Source organism: Pseudonocardia sp. ZF1 (genome assembly GCF_056835605.1).
Genome location: NZ_JAJNBY010000001.1, coordinates 2,206,945 through 2,221,495, shown reverse-complemented (window position 1 = coordinate 2,221,495; position 14,551 = coordinate 2,206,945). Strand labels below are relative to the sequence as shown.

Below are 14,551 nucleotides of genomic sequence, written 5' to 3'. Positions count from 1 at the left end.
GGGGCCCGCTCGCCGGAGCCGGTGGACCCTGCGGGTCCGGACCGACCGGATCGGTGAGGGCCCCAGCGTAACGGTGGGGTCCGACGGTTCCGGCGACGGCGGCCGGGCACGATCGGGCTCCGCGTGTCGGGCCTGCTCACCCCCTGTCCACCCCGGACGACGGCGTGTCGCGGACGGTCCGGCGGCGGGTTAGGGTCGGGCCACGATGCCCACCGCCCCCGAGCCGACGACGCCGCCCGGCACCGTGGTGTTCGACCTCGGTGAGGTGCTGGTGCCGTCCGCGGGCCTGGAGCGCCGGCTGGCCGGAGTGTTCGCCGTACCCGAACCCGTGCTGCGCGAGGCGTACTGGCGCCACCGCGCCCGACACGACCTGGGCGACCCGCCGGACCGCTACTGGACCGCCGTCTGCGCCGACCTGGGCCTGGCACCCGAGCGCGCCCGGATCGACGCCGCCGAGCGGGTGGACGTCACGTTCTGGTCGACGCTGCCGCCGTCGTCGTCGATGCTGATCGCCGACCTCGCGCGGGCCCGGGTGCGCCTCGCCGTGCTGTCCAACGCACCGCGCGGGCTGGCCTCCGCGGTGCGCGCCGCGGCCTGGAGCAGCCCGTTCGACCGGTTGCTGTTCTCCGCCGACGTGGGCGCCGCGAAACCGTCGCAGGACATCTTCCGGCGCGCCGACGTCGAGTTCGGCACCACACCGGAGCAGGTGCTGTTCTTCGACGACCGCGTCGACAACGTCCGTGCCGCGTCCGCGCACGGCTGGGACGCCCACCGCTGGGAGGGCGCCGCCCGGGCCGTGCGGGTGCTGCGTGAGCGCGGGGTGCTGGGCTGACCGGTCCCCGGGACCAGCGGCAGCGACGGTCGTGCACCGTCGTGCACTGCGGTCAGGGGGTCCGCCGACCTCGGGCCCCGTCGGGCTCATGATCGGCACGCGTGCAGCGATCGGTGCCACGTCCGGCACCGATCACCTCCATCACGGCGATCATGGCCGGGCTGCCGGGCGGGGACCGGAGCCGCGATAACGTGATCGACGTCCGTGCAGCGATCGGTGCCACATCCGGCACCGATCGGCTCACTCGTGCTGATCATGGGCGGGCAGCCGGGGCGACCAGGGCCGCGCGGCCGGACGGGGCCGGGCACGGGCGGGCGGAAGCCCGGGGGCCGCCCGGAGGCCGGGGGCCGGCCGGAGACCGCGAGGCCGGACGAGGCCCGCGGCCGGCCGGGGCCCGGGTCGGACGAGGGCCGGGACCTGACGAGGGCCGGGTCTGACGAGGGCCGGGAACGCGGCTCGGGGACGCGCGCGGCTCAGGGGACGGGGCCGTCGTCGGGCGGCGGGCTCGCGGTGGTGGTCTGCTCGGGCAGCAGCGGCGACAGTGCGAGCTCCGGTGCGCCGGTCCCGGCCGGCGCGGCCTGCACGCCGCGCACGCCCGGGCGCGCGGCGAGCGCCTCGAGCCCGGCCCGGTCGGCGGTCACGACCAGCCCGACCACGCAGGCGCAGCCCGGGTCGGCGAGCGCGCGTCGCTCGGCCGCGGCCACGGCGGCCCGCCGGGTCAGTGCCGCGCGGGCCTCCGGGGTGGCCGCTCCCCCACCGTCGCGGACGGCGCGGTCGGCGTCGGCCTCGGCGGCGTGGGCGGCCCGCTCCCGGGCGACGCCGAGCGCGGCCGCCGGGTCCCCGGTGCCGGTGACCGGCTCGAACCGCAGCGCGGTCTGCACCCGGTCGAACGGCACCCGGAACACCGCGGTCGTGGTCGTCGTGCCGGAGCCCGCGGCCGCGGCGTCGGACGGGGCCAGCGGGCGGGTGAACTGCACGAGCGCAGGCACGGACACCCCCGGTGCAGGCAGTGTCGCGGGCAGCCCGGCGAGGTAGCCGGCGACGTCCTGGCCGGGGTCGGGGCCCAGCCGCACCGACCCCGTCGCCGCCGGGGGCCCGGCCGGCGGACCGGACCCGGCGGCCCAGAGCGCACCGAGGAACACCACCGCCATCGCCGCGGCGATCCACGCCAGGGCCCGGGTGCTCAGACCGGTCACGCGTCAGTCCCGCAGGACGTCCAGCGCCGCGTCGAGGTCGGCCGGGTAGGGGCTGGTGAACTCGACGTGCCGCCCGTCGGCGGGGTGGGCGAACCCGAGCGTGCGGGCGTGCAGCCACTGCCGGGACAGCCCGACCCGCTTGGCCAGCGTCGGGTCGGCGCCGTAGGTGATGTCGCCGACGCAGGGGTGGCGCAGTGCGGAGAAGTGCACCCGGATCTGGTGGGTGCGCCCGGTCTCCAGGTGCACGTCGAGCAGGCTCGCCGAGCGGAACGCCTCGATGGTGTCGTAGTGGGTGACGCTGGGCTTGCCGCTCTGCATCACCGCGAACCGGTAGTCGTGGCGCGGGTGCCGGTCGATCGGGGCGTCGATCGTGCCCGACGACGGGTCCGGGTGCCCCTGCACGACGGCGTGGTAGCGCTTGTCGACGGTGCGTTCCTTGAAGGCCCGCTTGAGCTCGGTGTAGGCGTGCTCGGAGGTGGCGACGACCATCACCCCGGTGGTGCCGACGTCGAGCCGGTGCACGATGCCCTGCCGCTCGGCGGCGCCGGAGGTGGACAGCCGGAACCCGAGCGCGGCGAGCCCGCCGGTCACGGTCGGACCGGTCCAGCCCGGGGAGGCGTGCGCGGCCACCCCGACCGGCTTGTCGACGACGACGATGTCGTCGTCGGAGTGCAGCACCGTCAGGCCCGCGACGACCTCCGCCGGGCCCTCGATGACCGCGGGCGCCGGCGCGTCGGGCAGCTCGACCTCCAGCCAGGACCCGCCGGGCAGCCGGTCGGACTTGCCGGCCTCGCGGCCGTCGACCGAGATCCGGCCGGACTCGGCCAGGGTCGCGACGACGGTCCGGGACAGGCCCAGCAGCCGGGACAGCCCGGCGTCGATCCGCATGCCGTCCAGCCCGTCGGGCACCGGCATGCTGCGTACCTCACCCACGTTCGCGGCTCCCGTCGATCTCGATGCCGCGCACGGCCATCAGCACCAGCAGGATGCCGCCGCACACGATGCCGGTGTCGGCGATGTTGAACACGGGGAAGACGCTCCCGTCCGGGGAGAAGAAGGCCAGCATGTCCACGACGTGCCCGCGCATCGGTCCGGGTGCGCGGAAGAACCGGTCGACCAGGTTGCCCAGCGCGCCGCCGAGGACCAGGCCGAGGCCGATCGCCCAGCCGGTCGAGGCGAGCCGCCGCGCGATCCGGATGATCACGCCGACGACCACCACGGCGACGATCGTCAGCACCCAGGTGTAGCCGGTGGCCATGGACCAGGCGGCGCCCGGGTTGCGCAGCAGCGTGAGGTAGAAGAACCCGTCGATCACGGTGACCGGCCGCTGCCCCTCCAGCGTGGCGACGGCGGCGACCTTGGTGACGAGGTCGAGCGCCAGCCACACCGCGGCGATGCCCGCCAGCAGCGCCACACCGCGCCGTCGTACGGCGGGGTCGATCGGCGCGGTGGGGGGTGGGGGGTCGGCACTCACACCCGTGATTATGCGGGTCGCCCCGACACCGCCGACCGGCCGGTCAGCCCGCCCGCCCGCTCGGCCGGCCCCGGCCCTCGTGCCAGCGGACCAGCTTGCCGCCGCGGTCGACGTCGCGGATCCGCTGTTCGGTGTCCTCCCGGTTGTCCCGGGTACTGACGACGAGGAACTGGTCCCCCTCGCGCAGCCGGGTGTCCCCGCCCGGGGAGAACGCCTCGGCGTCGCGTACGACCAGGCTGACCGTGGCCCCGCGGGGCAGCCGCAGCTCGCGCAGGTAGACGCCGTGCAGCCGGGACCCGGGGGGCACCTTCACCTGCAGGAGCTCGGCGTCGACCTCGTCGAGCGGGGCGGCGTCGACCTCGACGCCGCGGGTGTCGGTGCGCGAGACCACCCCGAGCAGCCGCGCCACCCAGGGCAGGCTGGTGCCCTGGACCAGGGTGAGCAGCACGACCAGCACGAACACGACGTCGACCAGGCGTTGGTTCTGGCCGCCGCCCTCGGTGACCGCGACGAGGGCGAGCACGATCGGCACGGCTCCGCGCAGCCCCGCCCAGGACAGGAACGCCTGTTCGCGCCAGGGCACCCGGAACGGCAGTGCGGCGGCGGCCACCGACAGCGGCCGCGCGGCGAGCAGGACGACCGCCGCGCAGATCAGCGCGGGCACCACGGCGGCGGGCAGCCGCTCGGGCACCGCGTACAGGCCGAGCAGCACGAACAGCCCGATCTGGGCGATCCACCCGGTGCCCTCGGCGAAGGAGACGACACCGCTGCGGTGCGGCAGTCGGGAGTTGCCCAGCACCAGCGCGGCGCAGTAGGTGGCGAGCAACCCCGAGGCGTGCACACCCTGCCCGGCGGCGAAGGCCAGCAGGCAGGACGCGATCGCCGCGAGCGGGTACAGGCCGGTCGAGGGCAGCGCGGCGCGGCGCAGCGCCCAGGCCGCGCCCAGCCCGAGCAGCACACCGACGACGGCGCCCGCGACGAGCTCATAGACGACCAGCAGCGGCGTCGTCCAGCTGATGGCCTCGGTCCCGGCCAGGACGACGACGGCGATCACCACCGGCGCGTCGTTCATCCCGGACTCGAGCTCCAGGGTCCCGGCGAGCCGTTGCGGGACGGCGACCCCGCGCAGCACGGAGAACACCGCTGCGGCGTCGGTGGAGGACAGCACCGCGCCCCACAGCAGCGCGGTGCGCCACTCCAGGTCGAGCAGCAGGTGCAGCAGCCCGCCCGCGACGGCGATCGACACCAGCACCGACAGCGTCGACAGCAGCAGCCCGAGCCCGAGCGCGGGCCGCACCGCCGACCAGCGGGTGGTGAGCCCGCCCTCGGTGAGGATCAGCACGAGCGCGGTGAGGCCGAGGGACTCGGTGAGGCCGGTGTCGTCGAACCGGATGCCCAGCACGGACTCGCCGAGCAGCACGCCGATGCCCAGGTAGAGCAGCAGCGACGGCAGGCCGAGCCGCACCGAGACGCGCACCGCGAGCACGCCGAGCAGCAGCACCCCCGCGGAGATGCCGAGCAGCAGTTCCAGACTCACCGGGGCCCCCTGCTCAGGGCGACCAGGTCAGGGTGACGGCGTCGGTGCGCCGCGGCGGGAGGTCCACCAGCGCGGCGGCGACCGCCTCGACGCGGTCGGCGGGCAGGCAGAGCCGGCGGGTGACCCAGGCGGCGTCGTGCGGCAGGCGGGCCGCACGGGTCCAGGTCAGCACCTCCGGGTCGACGCCCTGCTCCTCGCGCAGCACCGCGACGGCGTCGTCGTGGGTCGCCGACGGCGGCCGGACCACGTCGTGGAAGCGCTCCCACAGCGGGTCCAGCCAGGCCAGCGGGTGCTCGGTCAGCATCTCGACCACGACGCCGCCGATCCCGCCGCGGGTGCGGACGGCGCCGGTCAACGCGGCGAGGAACGGGGGCAGGTCGACGACGTTGTGCAGGACGTGGTGGCAGACGACGACGTCGTGCCGTCCGGCGTCCCCGGCCGCGTCGGGCCAGCTGCCGTGCACGGTGCCGTGGGGCAGGTCCCGGGCGCGGGCCGCCGCGGCGAACACCGCCAGCATGTCGGCCTGCCGGTCGACGCCGACCACCCGCGCCACCGGCGACGGCTCGGGCCACGCCGCGCCGAACGCGGCGTCCCCGCCCCCGCAGCCGACGTCGAGCACCGACGCCCCGGCGCAGGTCCACGCGGCGGCACGCTCGGCGATCGCCCGCGCCGCCCGGTGCGACGGCGTGTCGGCCGGCTCCGCGGGCGGGGTGAAGTCGGCGGGGTCGTGGGTCCACGGGTCGGCGGGGGCGTACCGGAGGACGTGGTCGGGGATCCCGCGGCCGAGCTGGCGTTCCCGCCACCGTTCCGCCGCGTCACCCATGGGGTGAGGATAGGGCCCGGTGGTTCTGCGGAGTTCCGGCCGGTCCCGGTCGGCCAGGCAGGCCGTCCCCGTGCCCGATCGACCCCGCCCGCCCCGGTGGTGGCTGCCGCTCACCGTCGTCGTCGTGGTCTCCCGACCGCGCTGGTGCTGTGGTCGCAGCGCGAACCGCTGCCGTCGCCGGCCGAGGGCGCGGCGCTGCTGGTCGAGGCGGCGACGGGCCGGGAGCACTCCGGCGGCACCGCCGACTGCCCGGTCCTGGACGGCGACGACCCGGTCCTCGGCTGCCGGATGCACGACGACGAGGACCGCCACGGCTGGGGCACCGTGCGCGTCGACGGGACGCGGGTGGAGGGCGCCCGCGGGTCCACCCCGCAGGAGGTCGTGCGGACCCGCTGGGACTTCCCGGTGTCCGCCGACGGCGTCGCGGAGCTGGACGTGGTCGTCCCCGGCCTCGGCCCCGGCCCGACCGGGACCGACACGCTGGCCGGGGTCCTGATGTTCGCCGTGCGCGACCCGCTGCGCGCCGCGGGCCACGACGCGGTGCTCCTGTCCCCGCGCTGCCCGCCGGTGCCCGAGGGCGCGACGGTCGCGTGCCGGGTCGACGGGGTCCCGGCGACCGTCGAGGTCACCCCGGTCTCCGGCGCCGACCACCGCGTCCGTCTCACGGTGGCACCCCGCCCCTGAGCGGTGGTCGGCGCCGGTACCGGTCAGGCCCGGGCGACCGCGGCCGACAGCGTGACCGACGCGCCGTCGGGGCCGACGACCTGCCCGCTCGACCCGCCGTCCCCGGCGGCGCCGTAGGCGACCGAGGTCGCCAGCACCTCCCCGGCGACGAACGCCTCGTGGGTCCGGACGGCGTCGAGCACCGCGTCCGGCCCGTCGAGGGTCAGCGCGATCCGGTCGGACACGTCCAGACCCGCGTCACGGCGGGCCTGCTGCACGACGCGCACGACGTCGCGGGCGGTGCCCTCCGCGGCCAGCTCCGGCGTCACCGTGGTGTCGAGGACGACGAGCCCCGCGTTCCCGGGAAGGGCCTGGGTCCGCTCCGGGTCGGCGGCGACGAGCTTCTCGGTGAACTCGCCCGGCTGCAGCGCGATCCCCGCGGCCACGACGGTGTCGCCCTCCTGGGACCATTCCCCCGCCTTGACCGCGCGGATGCAGGTCTGGACGTCCTTGCCCAGGCGCGGTCCGGCGACCCGGGCGTTGACGGCGATCTCGAACCGGCCGTGCGTGGCGACGTCGTCGGTCAGCTCGACCGAGCGGACGTTGACCTCGTCGGCGAGCAGCCCGGTGAAGTCCTCCAGCGCCGTGGCGTCGCTCGCGGCGACGGTCAGCGCGGGCAGCGGCTGGCGCACCCGCACCTTCGCGGACTTGCGCAGCGACAGCGCCGCGCTCGCGACCTGCCGGATCCGGTCCATCTCGGCGACGAGACCGGCGTCGTGCGGCAGCCCGGCTCCGGCCTCGCGCTGCGAGACCGACGGGTCGGACCCGGCGGGCCAGTCGGTGAGGTGCACCGACCGCTCCCCCGTGAGACCGCGCCAGATGGCCTCGGTGGTCAGCGGCAGCAGCGGCGCCGCGACCCGGCAGGTCACCTCCAGCACGGTGTGCAGGGTGTCGACGGCGTCCTGCCGCACGGCCGCGTCCCCGGACCAGAACCGCTCCCGGGACCGCCGGACGTACCAGTTGGTGAGGGTCTCGGCGTGGTCGCGGATGCGGTCGCAGGCCCCGGCGATGTCGTAGGCGTCCATCGCCGCGGTGACGCCGTCGACGAGGTCGGCGGTCTTGGCCAGCACGTACCGGTCGAGGACGTGCGGGCTGTCGGTGCGGAACGTGCCGCGCTCCCCGCCGGCGTAGAGCGACAGGAAGTACCAGGTGTTCCACAGCGGCAGGATCGCCTGGCGGACGCCCTCGCGGATGCCCTGCTCGGTGACGACGAGGTTGCCGCCGCGCAGGATCGGGCTCGCCATGAGGAACCACCGCATGGCGTCGCTGCCGTCGCGGTCGAATACCTCGTTGACGTCGGGATAGTTCTTGCGCGACTTGGACATCTTCGCGCCGTCGTCGCCCAGGACGATGCCGTGCGCGACGCAGTTGCGGAACGCGGGCCGGTCGAACAGGGCGGTGGCCAGCACGTGCAGCGTGTAGAACCAGCCGCGGGTCTGGCCGTTGTACTCGACGATGAAGTCGCCCGGGTAGTGGTGCTCGAACCAGTCGCGGTTCTCGAACGGGTAGTGGACCTGCGCGAACGGCATCGAGCCGGACTCGAACCAGCAGTCGAGCACCTCCGGCACCCGGCGCATGGTCGAGCGCCCGGTCGGGTCGTCCGGGTTGGGCCGGGTCAGCTGGTCGACGTAGGGCCGGTGCAGGTCGGTCGGGCGCACGCCGAAGTCGCGCTCGATCTCGTCGAGCGAGCCGTAGACGTCGGTGCGCGGGTAGCGCGGGTCGTCGGACTGCCACACCGGGATCGGGCTGCCCCAGTAGCGGTTGCGGGAGATGCCCCAGTCGCGGGCGCCCTCCAGCCACTTGCCGAACTGGCCGTCGCGCACGTGCGCGGGCGTCCAGTCGATCTCCTGATTGAGCTCGACCATCCGGTCCCGGAATTGGGTGACGCGCACGAACCAGGAGTCGACGGCGCGCTGGATCAACGCGTTGCCGCAGCGCCAGCAGTGCGGGTACGGGTGGTCGTAGGTCTCGTGGCGCAGCAGGACGCCCTGCGCGTGCGCGTTGCCGTCCTTGAGGTCGCGGATGACCTGCGGGTTCGCGTCGAACACCTGCATGCCGGCGTACGGCGGGACCTCGGTGGTGAACTCGCCGCGGGAGTCGACCGGGTTGACGACCTCGATGCCGGCCGCGTCGGTGACCTCCTTGTCCTCCTCACCGAAGGCGGGGGCGATGTGGACCAGCCCGGTGCCGTCCTCGGTGGTGACGTAGTCCGCGGCGAGCACGCGGTGGGCGTTCTCGCGGCCGGTGAAGAAGTCGAACGGCGGGGTGTAGCTCGCGCCGAGCAGGTCCGACCCCGTCACCCGCGCCAGGACCGGCGGCTCCTCCCCCAGCTCGCGGGCGTACGCGGCGACCCGGGCCTCCGCGAGCAGCCAGCGCTCGGAGTTCGCCTCCACGACCACGTAGTCGACGTCGGGGTGCACGGCCACGGCGAGGTTCGACGGCAGGGTCCACGGAGTGGTCGTCCAGACCAGGGCGAGGGCGCCGTCGGTCTCCGGGCGGTCCGGCGTCGACAGGCGCAGCCCGACGGTGACGGCCGGGTCCTGCCGGTCGGTGTAGACGTCGTCCATCTTGGTCTCGGTGGCGCTGAGCGGTGTCTCGCAGCGCCAGCAGTACCAGAGCACCCGGAAGCCGGAGTAGACGAGACCCTTGTCCCACAGCGACTTGAACGCCCAGAGGACGGACTCCATGTAGTCCAGGTCCAGGGTCTTGTAGTCGTTGTCGAAGTCGACCCAGCGGGCCTGGCGGGTCACGTAGTCGCGCCACTCGCCGGTGTAGCGCAGCACGGACGTACGGCACGCCTCGTTGAACGCGGCGACGCCCATCTCGTCGATCTCGGACTTGTGCTTGATGCCGAGCTGGTTCTCGGTCTCGACCTCGGCGGGCAGGCCGTGGGTGTCCCAGCCGAAGCGGCGCTCGACCCGGTGGCCGCGCATGGTGCGGTACCGCGGGACGACGTCCTTGACGTAACCGGTCAGCAGGTGACCGTAGTGCGGGAGGCCGTTGGCGAAGGGCGGACCGTCGTAGAAGACGTACTCGTCGGCCCCGTTCTCGCCGGCGGCGCGCCGGTCGACGGAGGCGCGGAAGGTGTCGTCGGTGTCCCACGACGCGAGCACGTCCTGCTCGAGCGTCGGGAACGACGGGTGCGCCGGGACGTCGGGATAGCCGCTCACGTGTGTCGCTCCTCGTGCGTGCTCTCGCTTCGCACGGGGACGACGACGGCTCTGGAGAGCCGGGCCGCGGTACCACCCCGCTTGCCCGTGCACGGGTGCACGGGCCTCTCTTTCGACGGCGATGACGGGCCGCACCCGTCCGGTTCTACTCCGGCCCGGGGCCGTTTCTTCCGGAGGCTCCCCGGTGATGGCCGGATCGGTGCCTGTGGAACCAGGGTAGCGCGCGGTCGCACCCCGTTATTCCGTGGGGCGCGCCGCGCTGCTGGTCAGCGGGCCTGGGCGGGGTGGCGGTCGCCGAGGGTCCGGTTCGGTGCGCACCAGCCGCACGGGGTGAACCCGAGCTCGACGGCCTCGCTGACCGGCAGCGGGATCACCGGGCGACCGGTGAGGGCCCGGCAGGTCTGCACGTGGTACCGGGGGTGTTCGTCGATGACGAGCACCTCGTCGGGCAGGCGCGCGGCGAGTGCGGCGAGGGTCGGGTCGCGCGGCTCCTCCGGGGAGTCGCCGTCGGTCCCGGTGGGCGCGTCGGCCCCGACGGCGTCGGCCGGGGTGCCGTTCGTGTCCACGCCGGCTCCGGCGGGCGTGCCCGCCGGTGTCCCGGCCCGGTCGTCGTCGGCCGGGGCCCCGGATCCGGCGGCCGCGGCGCCCACGGGGCCAGCGGCGTCGGGAAGGCCTGCGCCGGACGAGCCGCCCGCTCCGACCGGTCCGCCGGGGCTGCCCGCGTCCGGACCGCCGGCTGCGCCCGCGGCGCGGGTCGCCGTGGTGGCGTCGGCCGCTCCGGGGGTGCGGGTCGCAATAGTCGCGTCCGCCGCCCCCGGGACGTGGTCCGCCGTGGTGGCGTCCGCCGCTCCCGGAGCGCCGTTCGCGGTGGTCGTGTCTGCCGTTCCCGGGGTACGGGTCGCGGTGGTCGCGTCGGAGGGGCCGGACCGGCCCTCCGGGCTGTCCGGCCGGTCGGATCCGGCGGCGGGCGGGGTGCCCGTGCCGGCACCTCCCATGCCGTCGGCGCCCGAGCCGGTGCCCGACCCCGAGCCGAAGCCCGGGTCGTCGGCACCGGAACGTGCTGCCGGGTCGGCGCCCGACCCGCCGTCGCGGCCGGCTGCCACGGCACCGGCCGTCCCGGCGGCGACCGCGCCTGCGGCTGCCGCCGTCACGGCCGACGTCGTGCCGGCGGCGTCGGTTCCGGTCGGCCGCGAGTCCGTCGCCCGCGTCGTCGCCTCGGCGGGCGGTTCCGCGGTGCCGGGTTCGCCTGGGTCGGACCGTGCCGGGTCGCCGCCACGACCCGCACCGTCCTCCCCGTCCGGTCCCGCCGGGGCGCCCGCGTGCGACGCGGCCACCCCACTCGGGTCGGCCTCGTCCTCGGCACCGGATTCAGTCACCGTGCGTGACGAAAGTCCACCCGATCGAGATGCGCCGGGCGGTCCCTCCGCAGAGCCGGACGGCCTGACAACCGGCATCTGGATGGTCTGGTCGGTCGCGTTCTGCGCCGCCTCGGGCGTACCCGAGGCCGCGCCGCTGTCCGGCCGGACGACCGGCAGGACCTGCGTCGCGGGCTCCATGTCGGCGCCGTAGCGCGCCTCCATGTCGGCCCGGTCGGCCCGGTCCGGCGCCGCGGGGGCACCGGTGCCACGACCGGAGGCGTCGGCCTCCGCCCGGTCACCGGCCTTCACCGCGGCACGGGTCTGCCACCAGTCGTAGGCGAGCACCAGGCCCGCGATCAGGCTGATGACCACCGATGTCCACGCCAGTGCCACCACGTGCAGGAACCATCCTGCGAGCAGCAGCACCAGCGCGATGACCACGAGGATCAGGACCAGCACCAGCATCGGCGAACTCCGTCGGTCGGCAGCGGCACCTGTCCGCTACCCGGTCGTCGTCGGTCGTCCCCGGCACCTCGGAGGCGCCGTGGGGCGGTCAGCTCCCGGTGTCGGCCCGCTGGCCGTACCCGGAGGCGGCGTACCCGCCGTTCGAGCCCGACCTGGTGGCACCGGTGCCGTCCGACGGGGCAGCCGAACCGCGACCCTCCAGGTCACGCAGCTGCGACTCCAGGTAGGTCTTCAGACGGGTGCGGTACTCCCGCTCGAAGGTCCGGAGCTCGTCGATCTTCTTCTCCAGAACGGACTTGTCGCGCTGGATGGCGCCCATGATCTCGTTCTGCTTGCGCTCGGCCTCACTGACCAGGCCGGACGCCTTCTCGCGCGACTGGCGCTCGAGCGTCTCGGCCCGCGTGCGGGCGTCGTTGAGCATGGTCTCGGCACGCGAGCGCGCGTCGTTGACCAGGCCGTCGGCCTTCGTCCGGGCGTCCGACAGGAGCTGCTCGGACTTGTTCCGGGCGTCCGACAGCATCGTGTCGGCCTCGTTCTTGGCCTCCGCGGTCAGGCGGTCCGCCATCTCCTGGGCGAGGCCCAGGACCTTGGCGGCCTGCACGTGGTGGTCACCGCCGTCGGCATCGGCGGGGCCGGCACCGGCCAGCTGCGGAGCGGGAGCACCCGCACCACGGCCCATCGGCGACGGGGAGGCGGCCAGGGCCTGGGTCTGCGCCGGAGCCGGCTGGCTCCGTGCCTCCTCCAGGTCGGCCTCGGCATCGCCGAGACGCTGCTCCAGCTGCGCGACCTGGTCGCGCAGGTCGTCGTTCTCCCCGATCAGCCGGGCCAGTTCGGCCTCGACCAGATCGAGGAAGGCGTCGACCTCGTCCTCGTTGTAACCCCGCTTCCCGATCGGGGGTTTGCTGAACGCGACGTTATGAACGTCGGCGGGCGTCAGCGGCATCGGATCACCTCATGCGGTCCTCGGCGGCACTCCCGGGTGACTGGGGCTCATCCCAGGAGCTGTGATCTGACGGCGCTCATCGAGATGAACACCACCAGCAACAGAACCATAATCGACAGGTCCAGTCCTACGCCTCCGATACGGACCACAGGGATCACTCTCCGCAGCAACTTGACCGGAGGGTCGGTCACGGTGAAGACGACCTCGAGCGCCACGGCGGGCGCTCCGGCGGGTCGCCACTGGCGCGCGAACGACCGGACCATCTCGACGACGATGCGGGCCGCGAGCAGCAGCCAGAAGAAGAACAGGACGTAATAGATCAGCGTCAGGATCGGGTCGGCCACGACTCAATCCTGTCGGAAAGCTCCGCGCTCGGCGAGCCTCCGCGCGTCGTCCGCGGAGACCTCGACGTCGGCCGGCGTGAGAAGGAACACCCGATCGGTGACCTTGTCGATGCTCCCGCGCAGGGCGAACGCCAGGCCCGCGGCGAAGTCCACCAGGCGTTTCGCTGCCGCGCCGTCCAGATCCGTGAGGTTCATGATGACGGGCACACCGTCGCGGTAGCGCTCACCGATGGTGCGGGCCTCGTTGTAGCTGCGGGGGTGCAGCGTCGTGATCGACGCCGGTCCCGCGGCCGCCCGGTCGCGCTGCTCCGGCACCGGCGCGGGGGCCACGACGGGCTCGTTCCGCTCCTCGCGTGCCGGACCCCGGAGGGTCTCCGGGTCCATCGCCAGCGCCCCGCGGACGGCCGCTCCGGGGCCGCCTCCGAGGGGAGTGGGAAGGTTCCCGCGCTCCGGGACCAGCCCGAGCGTCTCCCGCTCGCCGCGCGGATCCTGCCGCACGGCGCGCGCCGGACGGAGTGCCTCCCGCGCCGGGCGGGCGCCCCATCCGTCCTCGTAGCGGACCGCGGTCTCGTAGCGGTCGCCGTCGTAGGACGCCTGGTCGGCGAACCGACCGGCCCCGGCGGACCAACGGTCACCGCGCGGGCCGGCGTGGTGCTCGTGGCCGCCCCGGTAGTGATCCGGTTCGTCCACATAGTCCATCTCGTCGGCCGGGACCATGCCGAAGTACGCCTTCAGCCGGTACATCGCGCTCATCCGCTGTCCCCTCGCAGTACTGCTCGACTCCGTACGCGTCCCAACCGCACGCGCACCCCGCGTTCTGGCGACGGTCTCGCCGACGGTGCGGTCTCCGCCACCTGCTCAGTACCCACACCCACCAGCGATTACTCGGAGGCTATCCGCCGATCCCCCACAAGGGCCGTACCGACACGCACCACCGTCGATCCGTGACCGATCGCCGACTCCAGGTCCCCGCTCATCCCGGCGGACAGGACCGTCGCCCCGGGGTGCCGCCCGACGGTCTCCCGGTGCGCCTCGGCGATCCGCTCGAACGCCGCACCGGGCTCCCAGCCCAGCGGCGCGACGGCCATCAGCCCGGCCAGTTCCAGCCCCGGCAGCTCCGTGACCAGGTCCGTCAGCTCGACGAGCCCCTCCGGGGCGACGCCGCCGCGGTCGGCGTCGCCGTCGACGCTGTACTGCACGAGCACCGGCAGCGGGCCGCCGCGCTCCCCCGCGTCGCGGGCCTTCGCGACCTCCTTGTCGATCGCGCGGGCCAGCCGGGGCGAGTCGACGGAGTCGATCCGTGTCACCCACGGGAGCACCGTCCGTACCTTGTTCCGCTGCAGCCCGCCGACGAAGAACCAGTCCGGGGAGGCGTCCGGGCGCAGCGCCCGGACCTCGTCCACCTTGGACGCCGCCTCCTGCGCGCGGTTCTCGGCGAAGGCGTCCAGCCCGAGGTCGACCAGCGCGGCCACGTCGGCGGCCGGGATCGTCTTGGTGACGGCGAGCAGCCCGACCTCGGAGGGGTCGCGGCCGGCGGCGCGGCAGGCCTCGGCCACCCGCTCGCGGACGGCGGCCAGTCGGTCGGTCAGTTCGCCGACGCGGTCGGCGGTGGGGGTGCGGGGATCGGACACGGCGTCCATCGTTCCCGCCCGCGGGGGCGCCCGCGAGCCCCGCGTGGCGTGGATC

Annotated in this window: 13 protein-coding genes; 2 read left to right on the top strand and 11 right to left on the bottom strand. The window is 74.8% G+C overall.

What is annotated here, in order from left to right:
• Positions 1-205: 205 nt before the first annotated feature.
• On the top strand, positions 206-832 hold the full coding sequence (locus ZF1_RS10945) for an HAD-IA family hydrolase (protein ID WP_405417947.1): 627 nt from the start codon (positions 206-208) through the stop codon (positions 830-832).
• 473 nt (positions 833-1,305) lie between these two features.
• On the opposite strand, the gene ZF1_RS10940 is transcribed toward ZF1_RS10945, so the two are convergent.
• From ZF1_RS10940 to ZF1_RS10920, 5 genes are read right to left on the bottom strand one after another with little or no spacing between them, the layout of a single operon-like run.
• A complete protein-coding gene (locus tag ZF1_RS10940) occupies positions 1,306-2,028 on the bottom strand; it encodes a hypothetical protein (protein ID WP_482637185.1) in 723 nt (240 codons plus the stop codon).
• Positions 2,029-2,031: 3 nt separating this feature from the next.
• Positions 2,032-2,943, bottom strand: coding sequence for an RluA family pseudouridine synthase (locus tag ZF1_RS10935; protein ID WP_062404557.1), 912 nt, complete (start codon positions 2,941-2,943; stop codon positions 2,032-2,034).
• A 10-nt stretch (positions 2,944-2,953) separates the two neighbouring features.
• The gene (lspA, locus tag ZF1_RS10930) at positions 2,954-3,502 is read right to left on the bottom strand and encodes a signal peptidase II (RefSeq protein WP_357438027.1); all 549 of its coding nucleotides are present in this window, start codon (positions 3,500-3,502) and stop codon (positions 2,954-2,956) included.
• 43 nt (positions 3,503-3,545) lie between these two features.
• A complete protein-coding gene (locus tag ZF1_RS10925; protein WP_405417951.1) occupies positions 3,546-5,039 on the bottom strand; it encodes a potassium/proton antiporter in 1,494 nt (497 codons plus the stop codon).
• A gap of 13 nt (positions 5,040-5,052) precedes the next feature.
• Complete coding sequence (locus tag ZF1_RS10920; protein WP_482637184.1) at positions 5,053-5,862, bottom strand: methyltransferase domain-containing protein; 810 nt, start codon at positions 5,860-5,862, stop codon at positions 5,053-5,055.
• Positions 5,863-5,961: 99 nt separating this feature from the next.
• Between ZF1_RS10920 and ZF1_RS10915 the strand changes: the two genes are divergently transcribed.
• Complete coding sequence (locus ZF1_RS10915; protein WP_357438024.1) at positions 5,962-6,546, top strand: hypothetical protein; 585 nt, start codon at positions 5,962-5,964, stop codon at positions 6,544-6,546.
• A 23-nt stretch (positions 6,547-6,569) separates the two neighbouring features.
• Here ZF1_RS10915 and ileS read toward each other — a convergent pair whose 3' ends face one another.
• The 6 genes from ileS to ZF1_RS10885 all read right to left on the bottom strand — a co-directional run bounded on the left by ileS (position 6,570) and on the right by ZF1_RS10885 (position 14,505).
• The gene (ileS, locus tag ZF1_RS10910) at positions 6,570-9,755 is read right to left on the bottom strand and encodes an isoleucine--tRNA ligase (protein ID WP_357438021.1); all 3,186 of its coding nucleotides are present in this window, start codon (positions 9,753-9,755) and stop codon (positions 6,570-6,572) included.
• A gap of 266 nt (positions 9,756-10,021) precedes the next feature.
• Positions 10,022-11,578, bottom strand: a complete 1,557-nt coding sequence (locus ZF1_RS10905; protein WP_357438018.1) for a hypothetical protein — start codon at positions 11,576-11,578, stop codon at positions 10,022-10,024.
• Positions 11,579-11,666: 88 nt separating this feature from the next.
• A complete protein-coding gene (gene wag31 / locus ZF1_RS10900; RefSeq protein ID WP_073573917.1) occupies positions 11,667-12,521 on the bottom strand; it encodes a DivIVA-like cell division protein Wag31 in 855 nt (284 codons plus the stop codon).
• A 47-nt stretch (positions 12,522-12,568) separates the two neighbouring features.
• Positions 12,569-12,865 carry a YggT family protein gene (locus ZF1_RS10895; protein ID WP_373324230.1) on the bottom strand — a complete coding sequence of 99 codons (297 nt, stop codon included), beginning with the start codon at positions 12,863-12,865 and terminating at the stop codon, positions 12,569-12,571.
• Positions 12,866-12,868: 3 nt separating this feature from the next.
• On the bottom strand, positions 12,869-13,618 hold the full coding sequence (locus tag ZF1_RS10890; RefSeq protein WP_073573918.1) for a cell division protein SepF: 750 nt from the start codon (positions 13,616-13,618) through the stop codon (positions 12,869-12,871).
• Between the two features lie 128 nt (positions 13,619-13,746).
• Positions 13,747-14,505, bottom strand: a complete 759-nt coding sequence (locus tag ZF1_RS10885) for a YggS family pyridoxal phosphate-dependent enzyme (protein WP_379673153.1) — start codon at positions 14,503-14,505, stop codon at positions 13,747-13,749.
• Positions 14,506-14,551: the final 46 nt, after the last annotated feature.

Coding starts and splice junctions, on each gene's coding strand:
- ZF1_RS10935 (WP_062404557.1), bottom strand. CDS start 2,943: ATGCCGGTGCCCGACGGGCTGGACGGCATGCGGATCGACGCCGGGCTG.
- wag31 (WP_073573917.1), bottom strand. CDS start 12,521: ATGCCGCTGACGCCCGCCGACGTTCATAACGTCGCGTTCAGCAAACCC.
- ZF1_RS10905 (WP_357438018.1), bottom strand. CDS start 11,578: ATGCTGGTGCTGGTCCTGATCCTCGTGGTCATCGCGCTGGTGCTGCTG.
- ZF1_RS10945 (WP_405417947.1), top strand. CDS start 206: ATGCCCACCGCCCCCGAGCCGACGACGCCGCCCGGCACCGTGGTGTTC.
- ZF1_RS10920 (WP_482637184.1), bottom strand. CDS start 5,862: ATGGGTGACGCGGCGGAACGGTGGCGGGAACGCCAGCTCGGCCGCGGG.
- ZF1_RS10885 (WP_379673153.1), bottom strand. CDS start 14,505: ATGGACGCCGTGTCCGATCCCCGCACCCCCACCGCCGACCGCGTCGGC.
- ZF1_RS10890 (WP_073573918.1), bottom strand. CDS start 13,618: ATGAGCGCGATGTACCGGCTGAAGGCGTACTTCGGCATGGTCCCGGCC.